General features: G+C 71.0%; 14 protein-coding genes. 11 read left to right on the top strand and 3 right to left on the bottom strand.

Annotation, left to right across the window (positions count from 1 at the left end; translation table 11 throughout):
* Window positions 1-86 precede the first annotated feature (86 nt).
* The 3 genes from metH to ACWD4U_RS03915 all read left to right on the top strand — a co-directional run bounded on the left by metH (window position 87) and on the right by ACWD4U_RS03915 (window position 6,397).
* A complete protein-coding gene (gene metH / locus ACWD4U_RS03925; protein ID WP_363449184.1) occupies window positions 87-3,590 on the top strand; it encodes a methionine synthase in 3,504 nt (1,167 codons plus the stop codon).
* Window positions 3,591-3,752: 162 nt separating this feature from the next.
* Window positions 3,753-4,451, top strand: a complete 699-nt coding sequence (locus tag ACWD4U_RS03920) for an HAD family hydrolase (RefSeq protein ID WP_363449186.1) — start codon at window positions 3,753-3,755, stop codon at window positions 4,449-4,451.
* Between the two features lie 350 nt (window positions 4,452-4,801).
* On the top strand, window positions 4,802-6,397 hold the full coding sequence (locus ACWD4U_RS03915) for an ABC transporter substrate-binding protein (protein ID WP_363449188.1): 1,596 nt from the start codon (window positions 4,802-4,804) through the stop codon (window positions 6,395-6,397).
* Between the two features lie 75 nt (window positions 6,398-6,472).
* Here ACWD4U_RS03915 and ACWD4U_RS03910 read toward each other — a convergent pair whose 3' ends face one another.
* Both ACWD4U_RS03910 and ACWD4U_RS03905 read right to left on the bottom strand, forming a co-directional pair.
* Window positions 6,473-7,144, bottom strand: a complete 672-nt coding sequence (locus tag ACWD4U_RS03910; RefSeq protein WP_363449190.1) for a response regulator transcription factor — start codon at window positions 7,142-7,144, stop codon at window positions 6,473-6,475.
* Between the two features lies 1 nt (window position 7,145).
* Complete coding sequence (locus ACWD4U_RS03905) at window positions 7,146-8,012, bottom strand: RecB family exonuclease (RefSeq protein ID WP_363449192.1); 867 nt, start codon at window positions 8,010-8,012, stop codon at window positions 7,146-7,148.
* 147 nt (window positions 8,013-8,159) lie between these two features.
* Here ACWD4U_RS03905 and ACWD4U_RS03900 point away from each other — a divergent pair, with 147 nt between their 5' ends.
* The 3 genes from ACWD4U_RS03900 (at window position 8,160) to ACWD4U_RS03890 (ending at window position 11,092) form a co-directional block, all read left to right on the top strand.
* Complete coding sequence (locus tag ACWD4U_RS03900; protein ID WP_449787090.1) at window positions 8,160-9,350, top strand: site-2 protease family protein; 1,191 nt, start codon at window positions 8,160-8,162, stop codon at window positions 9,348-9,350.
* Between the two features lie 50 nt (window positions 9,351-9,400).
* Entirely contained in the window at window positions 9,401-10,366 is a 966-nt protein-coding gene (locus ACWD4U_RS03895; protein ID WP_363449194.1) for a tRNA (adenine-N1)-methyltransferase, read from the top strand.
* Window positions 10,367-10,519: 153 nt separating this feature from the next.
* A complete protein-coding gene (locus ACWD4U_RS03890) occupies window positions 10,520-11,092 on the top strand; it encodes a hypothetical protein (protein ID WP_363449196.1) in 573 nt (190 codons plus the stop codon).
* A 49-nt stretch (window positions 11,093-11,141) separates the two neighbouring features.
* Here ACWD4U_RS03890 and ACWD4U_RS03885 read toward each other — a convergent pair whose 3' ends face one another.
* On the bottom strand, window positions 11,142-11,429 hold the full coding sequence (locus ACWD4U_RS03885) for a ferredoxin (protein WP_363449198.1): 288 nt from the start codon (window positions 11,427-11,429) through the stop codon (window positions 11,142-11,144).
* Between the two features lie 228 nt (window positions 11,430-11,657).
* Between ACWD4U_RS03885 and arc the strand changes: the two genes are divergently transcribed.
* From arc to prcA, 5 genes are all read left to right on the top strand, one after another.
* Entirely contained in the window at window positions 11,658-13,424 is a 1,767-nt protein-coding gene (gene arc / locus ACWD4U_RS03880; RefSeq protein ID WP_363449200.1) for a proteasome ATPase, read from the top strand.
* Window positions 13,425-13,518: 94 nt separating this feature from the next.
* Complete coding sequence (gene dop, locus ACWD4U_RS03875; RefSeq protein WP_363449202.1) at window positions 13,519-15,030, top strand: depupylase/deamidase Dop; 1,512 nt, start codon at window positions 13,519-13,521, stop codon at window positions 15,028-15,030.
* A 96-nt stretch (window positions 15,031-15,126) separates the two neighbouring features.
* Window positions 15,127-15,345 carry a ubiquitin-like protein Pup gene (locus ACWD4U_RS03870; RefSeq protein ID WP_363449204.1) on the top strand — a complete coding sequence of 73 codons (219 nt, stop codon included), beginning with the start codon at window positions 15,127-15,129 and terminating at the stop codon, window positions 15,343-15,345.
* Window positions 15,346-15,530: 185 nt separating this feature from the next.
* Window positions 15,531-16,373, top strand: a complete 843-nt coding sequence (prcB, locus tag ACWD4U_RS03865; RefSeq protein WP_363449206.1) for a proteasome subunit beta — start codon at window positions 15,531-15,533, stop codon at window positions 16,371-16,373.
* A 32-nt stretch (window positions 16,374-16,405) separates the two neighbouring features.
* A complete protein-coding gene (gene prcA, locus ACWD4U_RS03860) occupies window positions 16,406-17,149 on the top strand; it encodes a proteasome subunit alpha (protein ID WP_363449208.1) in 744 nt (247 codons plus the stop codon).
* Window positions 17,150-17,224: the final 75 nt, after the last annotated feature.

The raw sequence follows: 17,224 nt of genomic DNA, 5'->3' as shown, positions 1-17,224 counted from the left end.
GCACCGGCCCGATACCCTGGCGGGGTGCGCCCCCGATCCAGGTGGGGCCGCATAGCCGACAGCCGTCGCACTCAGGGAGCAGCCTCATGGCCATCGCCGTACCCACGTCCACTCAGCAGGACCGCGCCGACGCCTTGCGGGAGGCTCTCGCCACCCGGGTGGTGGTCGCCGACGGCGCGATGGGCACGATGCTGCAGGCGCAGGAGCCCACGCTGGAGGACTTCGAGCAGCTGGAGGGCTGCAACGAGATCCTCAACGTGACCCGTCCGGACATCGTCCGCTCGGTGCACGACGCCTACTTCGCGGTCGGCGTGGACTGCGTGGAGACCAACACCTTCGGCGCCAACCACGCCGCGCTCGGCGAGTACGACATCTCGGACCGGGTCTTCGAACTCTCCGAGGCCGGTGCCCGGATCGCCCGGGAGGCCGCCGACGCGCACACCGCCGAGGACGGCCGCACCCGCTGGGTGCTCGGCTCGATCGGCCCCGGCACCAAGCTGCCCACCCTCGGCCACACCACCTTCGCGGTGGTCCGCGAGGGCTTCCGGCTGAACGCGGCGGGCCTGATCGCCGGCGGCGCCGACGCGCTGCTGGTGGAGACCAGCCAGGACCTGCTGCAGACCAAGGCCTCGATCCTGGGCTGCAAGGCCGCGCTCGCCGAGGCCGGCCTCGACCTGCCGATCCTCGCCCAGGTCACCGTGGAGACCACCGGCACCATGCTGCTCGGCTCGGAGATCGGCGCGGCGCTGACCGCGCTGGAGCCGCTCGGCATCGACTTCATCGGCATGAACTGCGCCACCGGCCCCGCCGAGATGAGCGAGCACCTGCGCTACCTGGCGAAGAACGCCAAGGTCGGCCTGTCCTGCATGCCGAACGCCGGCCTGCCGGTGCTCACCAAGGACGGCGCGCACTACCCGCTCAGCCCGGTCGAACTCGCCGACGCGCACGACGCGTTCACCCGCGAGTACGGCCTGGCGCTGGTCGGCGGCTGCTGCGGCACCACCCCCGAGCACCTGCGCCAGGTGGTCGAGCGGGTGCAGGGCCGCCCGATCGCGGTGCGCGAGCCGAAGCCCGAGCCGGCCGCCGCCTCGCTGTACCAGTCGGTGCCGTTCCGGCAGGACACCTCCTACCTGGCGATCGGCGAGCGCACCAACGCCAACGGCTCGAAGAAGTTCCGCGAGTCGATGCTGGCCGGCGACTGGCAGGCCTGCGTGGAGATCGCCCGCGAGCAGATCCGCGAGGGCGCCCACCTGCTCGACCTGTGCGTCGACTACGTCGGCCGCGACGGCGTCGCCGACATGACCGAGGTCGCGACCCGCCTGGCCACCGCCTCCACCCTGCCGATCGTGCTGGACTCCACCGAGCCGCCGGTGCTGCGGGCCGGCCTGGAGGCGCTCGGCGGCCGCGCGGTGCTCAACTCCGTCAACTACGAGGACGGCGACGGCCCGGACACCCGGTTCGGGAGGATCGCCGCGCTGGCCCGGGAGCACGGCGCCGGCCTGATCGCCCTCACCATCGACGAGGAGGGCCAGGCCCGCACCGCCGAGACCAAGGTGGCGATCGCCGAGCGGCTGATCGAGCAGCTCACCACCGAGTACGGCGTCGACGAGTCCTCGATCCTGGTGGACTGCCTCACCTTCACGCTGGCCACCGGCCAGGAGGAGTCCCGCCGCGACGGCATCGAGACCATCGAGGCGATCCGCGAACTGAAGCGCCGTCACCCCGCCGTGCAGACCACGCTCGGGCTGTCGAACATCTCCTTCGGCCTCAACCCGGCCGCCCGACAGGTGCTCAACTCGGTCTTCCTGCACGAGTGCGTGGAGGCCGGCCTGGACTCGGCGATCGTGCACGCCGCCAAGATCCTGCCGATGAACCGGATCCCCGAGGAGCAGCGGGCCACCGCCCTCGACCTGGTCTACGACCGCCGCGCCGAGGGCTACGACCCGCTGCAGAAGCTGCTGCAGCTGTTCGAGGGCGTCTCCGCGGCCTCGAACGCCGCGTCCAAGGCCGAGGAGCTGGCGGCCCTGCCGCTGGACGAGCGCCTGCAGCGCCGGATCATCGACGGCGAGCGCAAGGGCCTGGAAGCCGACCTGGACGACGCGCTGACGGAGCGTCCGGCGCTGGAGATCATCAACGACACGCTGCTGTCCGGCATGAAGGTGGTCGGCGAGCTGTTCGGCTCCGGCCAGATGCAGCTGCCGTTCGTGCTCCAGTCCGCCGAGGTGATGAAGGCCGCGGTGGCCCACCTGGAGCCGCACATGGAGAAGGCCGACAGCGCGGGCAAGGGCACCATCGTGCTGGCCACCGTCAAGGGCGACGTCCACGACATCGGCAAGAACCTGGTCGACATCATCCTCTCCAACAACGGCTACACCGTCGTCAACCTCGGCATCAAGCAGCCCGTCTCGGCGATCCTGGACGCCGCGCAGGAGCACAAGGCCGACGTGATCGGCATGTCCGGCCTGCTGGTCAAGTCCACGGTGATCATGAAGGAGAACCTGGAGGAGCTCAACCAGCGCGGACTCGCCGCCGACTACCCCGTCATCCTCGGCGGCGCCGCGCTCACCCGCGCCTACGTCGAGCAGGACCTGCACGCCGTCTACCAGGGCGAGGTCCGCTACGCCCGGGACGCCTTCGAGGGCCTGCGGCTGATGGACGCCCTGGTCGCCGTCAAGCGCGGCGTGCCCGGCGCCGTGCTGCCCGAGCTCAAGCAGCGCCGGCACGCCCGGGTCGAGGTGGAGGAGCCGGAGGAGGTCAACCTCGGGCAGATCCGCTCCGACGTGGCCACCGACAACCGGGTGCCGGTCCCGCCGTTCTGGGGCGACCGGATCGTCAAGGGCATCCCGTTCCAGGACTACGCGTCCTGGCTGGACGAGGACGCGCTGTTCAAGGGCCAGTGGGGCCTGAAGGCGGCGCGCAGCGGCGGGCCCAGCTACGAGGAGCTGGTGGAGACCGAGGGCCGGCCGCGGCTGCGGATGTGGCTGGACCGGCTGCAGACCGAGGGCTGGCTGGAGCCCGCCGTGGTCTACGGCTACTTCCCGGCCAACTCCAAGGGCGACGACCTGGTGCTGTACGGCGAGGACGGCTCCGAGCGGACCCGCTTCACCTTCCCCCGCCAGCGCCGCGGCCGGCGGCTCTGCCTGGCCGACTTCTTCCGCCCGGAGGAGAGCGGCGAGCGCGACGTGGTCGGCCTGCAGGTGGTCACCATGGGCAACCGGATCTCCGAGGCCGCGAACGAGCTGTTCGCCGCCGACTCCTACCGCGACTACCTCGAACTGCACGGCCTGTCCGTGCAGTTGGCCGAGGCGCTGGCCGAGTTCTGGCACGCCCGGGTGCGCTTCGAGCTGGGCTTCGGCGACGAGGACCCGCAGGACGTGCGCGACATGTTCGCGCTCAAGTACCGCGGCGCCCGGTTCTCGCTCGGCTACGGCGCCTGCCCGGAGCTGGAGGACCGCGCCAAGATCGCCGAGCTGCTGAAGCCCGAGCGGGTCGGAGTGATCCTCAGCGAGGAGTACCAGCTGCACCCCGAGCAGTCCACCGACGCGATCGTGATCCACCACCCCGAGGCGAAGTACTTCAACGCCAGGTAGATCTTCAACCCGGGGTCATCCGTTCGCCTCGTGCGCGTTCGGTGCAAACACCAGCCCCGGGCGTAAGCTTGATGATCCTGAACGGGCCGGTCCGCTCACCTGCGGGCCGGCCTGTGCCATCCCCGGACGCGCTCCGGGCGACCTCTCGGAAGGACGGCGGGCATGACGACGGTCTCGACCCCCATCCGCGTCGGCGGCTCCGGCACCGGCCTGCAGGCCGTGCTGCTGGACATGGACGGCACCCTGGTCGACACGGAGGACTTCTGGTGGCAGGCCGAGGTCACGCTCTTCGCCGAGCTGGGACACGCGCTGGACGCCACCGACCGGGCCCAGGTGGTCGGCGGACCGATGACCCGGGTGATCGACTACCTGCGGGGCCGCACCGGCGTGCAGCTCAGCCCGGCCGAGCTGACGGTGCTGATCAACCAGCGCTTCGTCGACCTGCTCGGCGGCGGCGTCCCGCTGATGCCCGGCGCCGAGCGGCTGCTGAACACGCTGGCCGCGCACGGCGTCCCGGCCGCCCTGGTGTCCGCCTCGCACCGGCACATCATCGACATCGTGCTGCACAGCCTGGGGGCCGAGAACTTCGCCTTCTCCATCGCCGGCGACGAGGTGCCGCGCACCAAGCCGCACCCCGACCCGTACCTGGCCGCGGTCGCCCGGTTCGGCGCCGAGCCGGCCCGCTGCGTCGTCATCGAGGACGCGCCGACCGGCGTGCGGGCCGCCGAGGCGGCCGGCTGCCCGGTGATCGCGGTGCCCTCGGTGGCCGCCATCGAGCCGGCCCCGGGCCGGCTGGTGCTGTCCTCGCTGGAGCAGGTCGACCTGGAGCTGCTGCACACTCTGGCCGGCACCAGGGTGTGACGTTCGTCTCGGCCGGGTGGTATGCCGGTGTCGTTCCGCATTCGGTGGTATGCGGAACGTGTCCGTCATCAGGGGCGAAATCGGGCATTGCCTGACAACTCGTCGGACGCCCCGGAATGATCGTCCGGACCCCGGTCACCGGCCCCTCGCGCGGCCGGTGACCGTCCGGAGCCGATGTGGCACGCTACATCCGATCAGTCCCCACACCGCGTCGCCGCACCGCCGCCGGGAGACCCCGGCCCGCGGGCGAGCGCACGGTCGTACCGACCCGCGGCCGCCGCCCCACCCCGGCGCCGGACGCCGGGCCACCGGCGACAGCCGGCCGCACGCAGTAAGGAAGACCACCCCGCATGACTACGCCGAACCGCCTGGCCGTGCTCAGCTGCGCCGCGCTCGTCGCCACCACGGCCGCCGGCTGTGCCTCCGTCGAGAAGGCCGCCTCCGGCGGCGACGGCGGCAGCTCCGTGACCATGGGCACCACCAGCGTGACCAGCGTGCTCGACCCCGCCGGTGCGTACGACGCGGGCTCCTGGCTGGTGCTGAACAACACCTTCCAGTCGCTGCTCTCCTTCCCGGCCGGGGCGACCGTGCCGCAGCCGGAGGCCGCGCAGGCGTGCGAGTTCACCAGCACGGACACCATGACGTACCACTGCACCCTCAAGCCGGGGCAGAAGTTCTCCAACGGGCACCCGCTGACCGCCGCCGACGTGGTCTTCTCCATCGACCGGATGAAGAAGATCAACGACCCGTCCGGCCCGTCCGCGCTGCTGTCGACCATCACCTCCGTGGAGGCCAAGGGCGACCTCGAGGTGGTCTTCCACCTGGGCGCCCCGGACGCGGTGCTCCCGGCGAAGCTGGCCTCCGCGGCCGGCTCGATCGTCGACCACCAGGTCTTCCCGGCCGACGGGCTGCTGGACAACACCAAGCTGGTCGGCTCCGGCCCGTACAAGATCGACTCGCTGGAGATGAACGGCAAGGCCCCGGCGAAGATCGTCCTGGTGCCGAACTCGCAGTACAAGGGCTCCGCGAAGCTCCAGAACACCAAGTTCACGCTGCGGTACTTCGACAAGCCGGACGCGCTGAAGTCCGCGCTGGACAGCGGCGACGTCGACCTCACCGACAACAGCCTGGAGCCGTCCGCGGCCGCCGAGATCAAGAACGACGGGCTGACCGGCAAGGGCAACCTGAAGGTCGCCGAGGGCGAGACCGGCGAGACCCGCTACCTGGTGTTCAACGCCAAGGACGCGGTGGCCGGCAACCCCGCCGTCCGGCAGGCCGTCGCCCAGCTGATCGACCGCAAGGCGCTCGCCCACGACGTCTACGCCGGCACCGTGCAGCCGCTGTACTCGGTGGTCCCGGCCGGCATCACCGGCCACAACACCGCCTTCTTCGACAAGTACGGCGAGCCGGACGTCAACAAGGCGAAGAAGATCCTCACCAACGCCCACGTCACCACCCCGGTCAAGCTCAACCTGACCTGGTCCCGGGCCCGGGCCGGCGCCGGCGAGCTGGAGGCCTTCAAGAAGCAGCTGGAGGCCAGCGGCCTGTTCCAGGTGACGGTCACCCAGGAGCCCGACTGGACCGCCTACCAGGCCGGCTGGAAGAACGGCAGCTACCAGGCCTACACCGTCGGTTGGACCCCCGACTACGCCGACCCGGACGACTACATCAGCCCGCTGGTGGTCGACGGCGGCGCGTTCCACAACGGCTGGGACAACCCGCAGATCAGCGAGAAGCTGGTGCCCGAGTCGATCAAGCTCACCGACCGCTCGGCGGGCGGCCAGTACGCCCAGATCCAGAACATGCTGGCCGACGGCGTGCCGATGATCCCGCTGTTCCAGAACAAGTCGTTCTACGTCTCCAAGAACAACATCACCGGCGTCGACGCCACCGTCGACAACACCGGCGTCTTCCGGTTCTGGGAGATCGGCAGCACCAAGAAGTAACGCTCCGTCAGGAGCACGAACCAACGGCCCGCCACCCCGCGAGGGGTGACGGGCCGTTCGGCTTCCGGGCGGACCCTAGAGCGCGCCCGGGCGGACCAGGCCGCTCTCGTAGGCGTACACCGCGGCCTGCACCCGGTCGCGCAGCTGCAGCTTGGTCAGCACGTGGCCGACGTGGGTCTTCACCGTGGTCTCGGAGACGAACAGCTCGGCCGCGATCTCCGCGTTCGACAGCCCGCGGGCCACCAGCCGCAGCACCTCCACCTCACGCTCCGTCAGCACGGTGAGCGCCTGCGGCGGGGTCTCGTCGCCGGACGGCAGCTTGGTGGCGTACATGTCCAGCAGGCGGCGGGTCACCGACGGGGCCAGCATCGCCGCGCCGTCCGCCACCACCCGGATCGCCTGCACCAGCTCCTCGGCCGGGACGTCCTTCAGCAGGAAGCCGCTGGCCCCGGCGCGCAGCGCCTCCACCACGTACTCGTCCAGGTCGAAGGTGGTGAGCACCAGCACCTTCGCCGGGCCGTCGCGGCCCGGGCCGGCGATCCGGCGGGTGGCCTCGACGCCGTCCATCCGCGGCATCCGGATGTCCATCAGCACCACGTCCGGCTGCAGGGCGCGGACCTGGTCCAGCGCCTGCTGCCCGTCGCCCGCCTCGCCGACCACCACCAGGTCGGACTCCGCCTCCAGGATCATCCGGAAACCGGTACGCAGCAGCGGCTGGTCGTCCACCAGCAGCACACGGATCGTCACCCTACGACTCCTTGCGGGGGTTGGTCACAACAGCGATGGGCAGCGGGTACGGCGGGGGAGTGCCGCCGAACTCCGGGCAACTGGCCTGATGATCGCACCAGTCGCAGAGCCGGTTGCGGGTGGCCGGGAACTCGCCGGTGGCCACCGCCCGGGAGACCGCCTCCCACAGCGCCTCCAACTTCCGCTCGACCGACAGCAGGTCCGCCTCGTCCGGGTCGTAGGTCACCACGTCCCCGCCGCCGCCCAGGTAGACCAGCTGCAGCCGCTTGGGCACCACGCCCTTCCAGCGCCACACCACCAGGGCGTAGAACTTCATCTGGAACATCGCCTTGCCCTCGAAGTCCCGCGAGGGCGCGCGGCCGGTCTTGTAGTCCACCAGCCGGACCTCGCCGCTCGGCGCGACGTCGACCCGGTCGATGTACCCGCGCAGCAGCAGGCCCGACGACAGCGCCGTCTCCACGTACAGCTCGCGCTCCACGGGGTGCAGCCGGGTCGGGTCCTCCAGCCGGAACCACCGGTCCACCAGCTTCTCGGCGTCGCCCAGCCAGGCCGCCAGGCCCGCCGGGTCCTCCGGGAACAACTCGGCCAGCTCCGGCCGCTCGGCGCGCAACCGCTCCCACTGCGGGGTCAGCAGCCCGCGCGCCCGCTCCGGCGTGCGGTCCGCCGCCGGGTGGTCGAACAGCCGCTCCAGCACCGCGTGCACCAGCGTTCCCCGGGTCGCCGCCGGGCTCGGCGGCTCCGGCAGCCGGTCGATCACCCGCAGCCGGTACAGCAGCGGGCAGGTCATGAAGTCGCCCGCCCGCGACGGCGACAGCCCGGTCGGAGCGGAGGCCGGCCGGACGGCGGGAGCGGGGTCGGTGTCCTGCATGCCCCGACCCTATTGCACCGAACGGACAACCCGGGCGAACCCCCGGGAGGGCTGGGTATAGGAAAGGTGTGCGGGGTGCACCGTCGATCCGCGGGGAGATCACGTAGCGTACGAGGACCAGTCGAGGGTGGAGTGGAAGGGAGCACGGTGAGCGATACCAAGGGGCGGGCACCCGAGAAGCCGGGGACCGGGGACCAGCCCAGAGGCGGCATCCTGATGGGCCGGCCGTTCGGCGTGCCGGTGTACGTGACGCCGTCGTGGTTCCTGGTGGCCGCCCTGATCACCTGGATCTTCGGCAGCCGGCTCGCCGACGTGCTGCCCGAACTCGGCTACGTGCGCTACCTGCTCGCCTTCTCCTTCGCCGTCGCCTTCTACGGCTCCGTGCTGGTCCACGAGCTCGCCCACACGCTGGTCGGGCTGCGCTACCGGCTCGGCGTGCGCCGGATCCAGCTGCAGTTCCTCGGCGGCGTCTCCGAGATCGAGAAGGAGGCCGACACCCCCTGGCGGGAGTTCTGGCTCGCCTTCGTCGGCCCGCTGCTCTCGCTCGCCCTCGGCGGCGCGTTCTGGCTCGGCCTGCGGTCCGTCGAACCCGCTACCGTCCCCGGCGTGCTGCTCGCCGGGCTGATGATCTCCAACCTGGTGGTCGCCGCCTTCAACCTGCTCCCCGGCCTCCCGCTGGACGGCGGCCGGATGCTGCGCGCCGTGGTCTGGGCGGTCACCGGCAACCCGATGAAGGGCACCCTCGCCGCGGTCTGGGCCGGCCGCGCCCTGGCCATCCTGGTCGTCCTCGGCCTGCCGATCATCGGCGCCTCCCAGAACGCCGAACGCTCCACCACCGAGGCCATGCTGGACGGCGTCCTGGCCGCCATCCTCGGCTTCATCATCTGGCAGGGCGCCGGCAACTCGCTGCGCAACGCCCGGCTCAAGCAGGTGCTGCCCCAGCTGCGCATCCGCGAGCTCGCCCGGCGCAGCATCGACGTCCCCGCCGACACCCCGCTCGGCGAGGCGATGCGCCGCGCCCGCGAGGCCCAGGCCGGCGCGATCGTGCTGGTCGACGGCCGCGGCGACCCGGTCGGCGTGGTCAAGGAGTCCGCGGTCACCGCCGTCCCCGAACACCGCCGGCCCTGGGTCGCCGTCACCGCCGTCGCCCGCGACCTCGAACCGGGCCTCACCATCCCCGTCGACCTGGCCGGCGAGCAGGTCCTCGACGCGCTGCGCCGCAACCCCGCCACCGAGTACCTGGTGGTCCGCCCCGACGGCACCACCTACGGCGTGCTCGCCCTCAGCGACCTCGAACGCCGGCTCACCGCCGCCCTGCAGGGACGCCCGGCGGCCTGAGCTGATCATGTGGTCGGGGGCAGGCCTCCGGCTCCCGTAGGATGGCCCCCATGTCCGAACCGACCGGTGCCGCCCGCCGACGCGGGCCCTTCCAGGTCGGGGACCAGGTCCAGTTGACCGACCCCAAGGGCCGCCACTACACGTTCACGCTCCAGGCCGGGAACCAGTTCCACACCCACAAGGGTGCGTTCCCGCACGACGAGCTGATCGGCGCTCCCGAGGGCACGGTCGTCCGCACGACGGGCAACGTCCCGTATCTCGCGCTGCGCCCCCTGCTCCCCGACTACGTCCTGTCCATGCCGCGCGGCGCGGCGGTGATCTACCCCAAGGACGCGGGGCAGATCCTCGCCATGGCCGACATCTTCGCCGGCGCCCGGGTGGTCGAGGCGGGCGTCGGCTCCGGCGCCCTCTCCACCTACCTGCTGCGCGCCGTCGGCGACACCGGCATGCTCGCCTCCTACGAGCGCCGGCAGGACTTCGCGGACATCGCGAAGGGCAACGTCGAGCGCTACTTCGGCGGACCGCACCCCGCGTGGAAGCTCACCGTCGGCGACCTCCAGGACAACCTGGTCGAGGCGGACGTCGACCGCGTCATCCTCGACATGCTCGCCCCCTGGGAGTGCCTGGACGTCGCCTCCAAGGCGCTCGTCCCCGGCGGCCTGATCTGCTGCTACGTGGCCACCACCACGCAGATGTCGCGCACCGTCGAGGCGCTGCGCGACCACGGCACCTTCACCGAGCCGCAGGCCTGGGAGACCATGGTCCGCACCTGGCACCTCGAGGGCCTGGCCGTCCGCCCCGACCACCGCATGATCGGGCACACCGGCTTCCTGCTCACCGCCCGCCGGCTGGCCGACGGCGTGGAGCCCCCGCTCCGCCGCCGCCGCCCCGCCAAGGGCTCCTACGGCGAGGACTACGACGCCGGCGGCGAGCCCGAGCTGACGCTCGCCGAGCGCGCCGCCGTGCGCAAGGCCCAGCGCGAGGCCGCGTCCCACGACGCCCGCGACCTCGACTGACGTCGATCCACCCCGAGATCCGCCCGAGGAGGGAACCCCCGCCCCGGGCGGATCTCGTCGTCCCGGGACCTGCACACCCCCGACACCACTCGGACCCCGCCGTGTGCAAGGATTCCCGGACCAAGGGCCAGCGCAGCGGGAGGTCAGGAGTCGGTGACGGAGCGTCGGATACCCGGGCACGCGCGGGCGGGTTTGAAGCACTGGGCGCTGGTGGCCGCGGGGTGCGCGGCGGTGGTCGGCGGGGCGCTGGGCGCGAACTCGGCGACCGGGGCCGTGGTGACGGCCGGTCAGCCCGCCCCGAAGGGCGGCGCCGCGGCCGTGCCGGACGCGGTGGCCCCGGTGGCCGAGAAGGCCGAACTTCCGCTTGACTGCGGCCCGTTCCCGGTCGCGGTGAGCCTGCAGACCAGCGCCGTGCTGAAGGGCCGTCCGGTGACCGTGGCGGCGGCGCACTGCCAGGCCGACGGCGGAACCCCGCCGGACGGGGTGTTCCTGCTGGAGAACGGCCAGAACGGCACGCCGAAGGTGGCCGCCACGCTGCTGCCGGACAGCGAGGGCTACTCGCTGACCGCGCTGGCGATCCGCAGCGACGGTTCGATCCGCGGCCAGGCCCGCGGCTACTCGTCCCCCGACGTCCCCCGCTTCGCCCCCGACCTGCTGATCGAGCTGTCCTGGACCGAGCACGACGGCCAGTGGACGAAGGCCGTCACCAAGACCCCCGCCCGCTGACCGCCGGACCGGCCGCCCGGGGCGGCCGGTCCCGGGTCCTGAGACCCCGTCAGTCGGCGTCCGGCCCGTACACCTCGACCTGGTCGGCGACCCGGCGGACGTGGATGCAGTCGCCGGGGCACTCCTTCGCCGAGTCCACCACGTCCTGAAGGATCGTCAGCGGCACCGGCGCGGTCTGGCCGGGCTGCTGGCGCAGTTCGTCGTCCGGGCCCTTCACGTAGGCGAGTCCGTCGATGTCGAGCTCGAAGACCTCCGGCGCGTACTGCGCGCAGATGCCGTCGCCGGTGCAGAGATCCTGGTCGATCCAGACTTCGAGTGCCTCGCCGGTCCCCGCCATTGCCCCTACCGTTTCCGCTTCGGTTCCCCCGCATTCGGGGACATTCCTGTCACGATACATCCGGCCTGCTTTGAACCGATGAGGGGTGGGCATCTCCTGTACCAGAGGGGAAGCACGCAAGGGCGAAGATCGGACACGCCCGATCCATCTTTCTGATCTAGGGGTTTACATGACCCTGGTCCCAGGTAGGTTTGGGTCGTCCAGCTCCCCCAGGAGGAGGTGAGGACCGTGGCAGCCCACGATGACGACTACGACCGCAGCGCCGGCAGGCCCGCACGGGGGTCCGACGAGGCCGCGCAGGTCTCCTACCTCGAGCAGGAGATCGCCGTCCTGCGGCGCAAGCTCGCCGATTCGCCCCGAAGCTCAAGGGTTCTTGAGGAGCGCATCGTCGAGCTCCAGACCAACCTGGCCGGTGTGACCGCCCAGAACGAGAGGCTCGTCGGCACCCTGCGCGAGGCCCGCGACCAGATCGTGGCCCTCAAGGAGGAGGTGGACCGGCTCGCCCAGCCGCCCGCCGGGTTCGGCATCTTCCTCGAGCAGAACGAGGACGGCACGGCCGACATCTTCACCGGTGGCCGCAAGCTCCGGGTCAACGTCAGCCCCGGCGTCGAGCTGGACGACGTGCGCCGCGGCCAGGAGGTGATGCTCAACGAGGCGCTGAACATCGTCGAGGCGATGGCCTTCGAGCGCATCGGCGACATCGTCACCCTCAAGGAAGTGCTGGAGGGCGGCGACCGCGCCCTGGTCATCGGGCACACCGACGAGGAGCGGGTGGTGCGCCTCGCCGAGCCGCTGCACGGCCTGACCCTGCGGGCGGGGGACGCGCTGCTGCTGGAGCCCCGCTCCGGCTACGTCTACGAGGTGGTGCCGAAGGCCGAGGTCGAGGAGCTGGTCCTCGAGGAGGTCCCGGACATCGACTACCGGCAGATCGGCGGCCTCTCCAACCAGATCGAGCAGATCCGGGACGCCGTCGAACTCCCGTACCTGCACGCCGACCTGTTCAAGGAGTACGAGCTGCGTCCGCCCAAGGGCGTGCTGCTCTACGGCCCGCCCGGCTGCGGCAAGACGCTGATCGCCAAGGCGGTGGCCAACTCGCTGGCCAAGAAGGTCGCCGAGGTGACCGGACGCGAGGCCGGCAAGAGCTACTTCCTGAACATCAAGGGCCCCGAGCTGCTCAACAAGTACGTGGGCGAGACCGAGCGGCAGATCCGCCTGGTCTTCCAGCGGGCCCGGGAGAAGGCGAGCGAGGGCACGCCCGTCATCGTCTTCTTCGACGAGATGGAGTCGCTGTTCCGCACCCGCGGGTCCGGCGTCAGCTCGGACGTGGAGAACACCATCGTCCCGCAGCTGCTGGCCGAGATCGACGGCGTGGAGGGACTCGAGAACGTCATCGTCATCGGCGCCTCCAACCGCGAGGACATGATCGACCCGGCGATCCTGCGGCCCGGCCGCCTGGACGTCAAGATCAAGATCGAGCGGCCGGACGCCGAGGCGGCGAAGGACATCTTCTCCAAGTACCTCAAGGACAGCCTGCCGTTCCACCCGGACGACGTGAAGGAGCACGACGGCTCGGTGCCCGCCACCGTCGCCGCCATGATCCAGTCGGTGGTCGAGCGGATGTACTCGGAGACCGAGGACAACCGCTTCCTGGAGGTCACCTACGCCAACGGTGACAAGGAAGTGCTCTACTTCAAGGACTTCAACTCCGGCGCGATGATCCAGAACATCGTCGACCGGGCGAAGAAGATGGCCATCAAGGACTACCTCGACCACGGCCAGCGGGGCCTGCGCGTGTCCCACCTGCTCGCCGCCTGCGTCGACGAGTTCAAGGAGAACGAGGACCTGCCGAACACCACCAACCCGGACGACTGGGCCCGGATCTCCGGCAAGAAGGGCGAGCGGATCGTGTTCATCCGCACCCTGGTGACCGGGAAGCAGGGCGCCGAGTCCGGACGCTCCATCGACACTGTCGCCAACACGGGGCAGTACCTGTAGTACGCGACCACCCCGTCCGGCTGCGGCGCTCGGCAGGGCTCCGCAGCCGGACGGCGCGTCTGCACCGGCAGTACCGACGGGTTAGGAGGGCCGCATGACCGTACGGCGCGTGATGGGGATCGAGACCGAGTACGGGATCTCCGTGCCCGGCCACCCCAACGCCAACGCCATGCTCACCTCGTCCCAGATCGTCAACGCCTACGCGGCGGCGATGCACCGGGCGCGCCGCGCCCGCTGGGACTTCGAGGAGGAGAATCCGCTGCGCGACGCCCGGGGCTTCGACCTGGCCCGGGAAGTGGCGGACGCCAGCCAGCTCACGGACGAGGACATCGGCCTGGCCAACGTCATCCTGACCAACGGCGCCCGGTTCTACGTCGACCACGCCCACCCCGAGTACTCCTCGCCCGAGGTCACCAACCCGCGCGACGCGGTGCTCTGGGACAAGGCCGGCGAGCGGATCATGGCGCAGGCGGCCGAGCGCGCCCTCGAACTGCCCAACGGCAACCGGATCCTGCTCTACAAGAACAACACGGACAACAAGGGCGCCTCCTACGGCACCCACGAGAACTACCTGATGAAGCGGGCGACGCCGTTCGCCGACATCGTCCGCCACCTCACCCCGTTCTTCGTCTCGCGCCAGGTGGTGTGCGGCGCCGGCCGGGTGGGCCTCGGCCAGGAGGGCGGCGGGCACGGCTTCCAGATCAGCCAGCGCGCCGACTACTTCGAGGTCGAGGTCGGCCTGGAGACCACCCTCAAGCGCCCCATCATCAACACCCGCGACGAGCCGCACGCGGACGCCGAGAAGTACCGCCGACTGCACGTGATCATCGGCGACGCCAACCTGTCGGAGATCTCCACCTACCTCAAGCTCGGCACCACCGCGCTGGTGCTGTCGATGATCGAGGACGGCTTCATCGCCGTCGACCTCGCCGTCGACCAGCCGGTGCGGACCCTGCACCGGGTCTCCCACGACCCGTCGCTGGCCCACCTGGTGTCGCTGCGCTCCGGCCGCAAGCTGACCGCCGTCCAGCTCCAGATGGAGTACTGCGAACTGGCCCGCAAGTACGTCGAGGACCGGTACGGACAGGACGCCGACGACCAGACGCTGGACGTGCTGGCCCGCTGGGAGGACGTGCTGGGCCGGCTGGAGCGCGACCCGATGAGCCTGTCCAGGCAGCTCGACTGGATCGCCAAGAAGGAACTGCTGGAGGGCTACCGGCAGCGCGACGGCCTGGACTGGGATAGCTCCCGGCTGCAGCTGGTCGACCTGCAGTACAGCGACGTGCGCGCCGACAAGGGCCTCTACAACCGCCTGGTGGCGCGCGGCCGGTTCGAGCGGCTGGTCACCGAGGAACAGGTCGAGCGGGCGGTCTCGCAGCCCCCCGAGGACACCCGGGCGTACTTCCGCGGCCGCTGCCTGGAGCAGTACGCCGACCACGTCGCCGCGGCCTCCTGGGACAGCGTGATCTTCGACCTGCCGGGCCGGGACAGCCTGCAGCGGGTGCCCACCATGGAGCCGCTGCGCGGCACCCGGGCGCACGTCAAGGAACTGCTCGACCGGTGCCGCACCGCGGAGGACCTGGTGCGGATCCTCTCCGGCGGGTAACTTTTCGATCACCGGGGGTGAACATTTCCCGAAAGGGGAATCATCCAGGTGAGCAGCGAGCGTTGAAGCAGAACACCGAGCGAGCGGGGTGAGGAAATGGCAGGCAAGGACACCGGTGGCGGCCAGCAGCGGGCCAACCGCTCCTCCGAGGAGGTCGAGGAGCAGGCCGCGGAAACGCAGGCATCCGACGAGCTCAAGGAGCGTCAGGAAAAGCTGAGCGACGACGTCGACGCGGTCCTCGACGAAATCGACGAGGTCCTGGAATCGAACGCGGAGGATTTCGTCCGCGGATTCGTGCAGAAGGGCGGCCAGTAGGAGGGGGGCAGTCCCCTTTCCCCGAGAGCAGCGCCGTCGAGCGCCGCAGGCGTGCCACGCGCACGCCTGCGGCGTCGTCTTCTCGCCCGCGGGGACGGATTCCCCCACGTAGGTGGATCAAGGCCGCGGAGCGGGTATGGTCCGGGGCACGACCCAAATTGGATCTTCGATCCGGAAGGACACGTGTGGAAGCCAACCTCAGTGGCACCGGGCGTCTACCGGCTGCCTTCCTCACCCCCGGTTCCTCGTCGTTCCTCGACTTCCTCGACAGCCACGCGCCGCAGCTGCTCCCCGGCCGCCGCGCACTGCCCGAGGGCCTGACCGTCGAGGCGCCGCACGGCACCACCATCGTCGCCGCGGTCTTCGACGGCGGTGTGGTGATCGCCGGCGACCGCCGCGCCACGATGGGCAACGTGATCGCCCAGCGCGACATCGAGAAGGTCTTCCCGGCCGACGAGTACAGCGCGGTCGGCATCGCCGGCACGGCCGGCCTGGCGGTGGAGATGGTGCGGCTGTTCCAGCTGGAGCTGGAGCACTACGAGAAGATCGAGGGCGCCGTGCTCTCCTTCGAGGGCAAGGCCAACCGGCTCACCACGATGATCCGGTCCAACCTTGCGATGGCCATGCAGGGCCTCGCCGTGGTCCCGGTCTTCGCCGGCTACGACCTCGACCTCGGCCGCGGCCGGATCTTCACCTACGACGTCACCGGCGGCCGCTCCGAGGAGCGGGGCTTCGCCGCCACCGGCTCGGGCTCGGTGTTCGCCCGCGGCTCGATGAAGAAGCTCTACCGGGACGACCTGACGGCCGAGCAGGCCGCCATGCTGTCCGTCCAGGCGCTCTACGACGCCGCCGACGACGACTCCGCGACCGGCGGGCCGGACCTGGCCCGGAAGATCTTCCCGATCGTCTCGGTGATCACCGAGGACGGCTTCCGCCGGCTCGACGAGGACGAGGTCTCCGCGATCGCGGTCTCCATCACCGACCAGCGGCGCGAGCACCCCAACGGCCCGCAGGCCCCGCTTCTCTGAGTCCGCCTCAACCATCCGAAGGGAGACCGGCGGTGTCCACGCCGTTCTACGTCTCGCCCCAGCAGGCCATGGCGGACCGCGCGGAGTACGCCCGCAAGGGCATCGCCCGCGGCCGCAGCGTGGTCGTGCTCACCTACACCGACGGCATCGTCTTCGTCGCGGAGAACACCTCCCGGGCCCTGCACAAGGTCTCCGAGATCTACGACAAGATCGCCTTCGCGGCGGTCGGCCGCTACAACGAGTTCGAGAACCTGCGGATCGGCGGCGTGCGCTACGCCGACCTGCGCGGCTACTCCTACGACCGGGCCGACGTCACCGCCCGGGGCCTGGCCAACGTCTACGCCCAGACCCTGGGCACCATCTTCTCCTCGGTCGGCGAGAAGCCCTACGAGGTCGAGCTGATCGTCGCCGAGGTGGGCCGCAGCACCGAGGACGACCAGATCTACCGGCTCACCCCCGACGGCTCGGTGGTGGACGAGAAGAACGCCGTGGTGGTCGGCGGCAACGCCGACTCGATCGGCAACTACCTCGGCCAGCGCCACCGCGCCGGGATGAGCCTGACGGAGGCGCTCAAGCTGGCCGTGGACGGGCTGGCCCGCGACCCCAACGGCGGCTCCCCGCGCACCATGACGCCGGAGCAGCTGGAGGTCGCGGTGCTGGACCGCAAGCGGATCCAGAAGCGCAAGTTCAAGCGTATCCTGGGCGGCCAGCTCGGCCGGCTGCTCAGCGGCGACGTGTCGGCCGAGACCGACGACGACGCGACCGACGGCGACTGACGCCGAGCCGCCCGCCGCGCGCCGGTTCCGGCGCGCGGCGGACCGCCTGACGACACCTCACCTTCACCAAGGGGT

Source organism: Kitasatospora sp. NPDC002522, assembly GCF_053595195.1.
The sequence above is the reverse complement of the archived record's forward strand: the minus strand, read 5'-3'. Positions and strand labels throughout refer to the sequence as shown.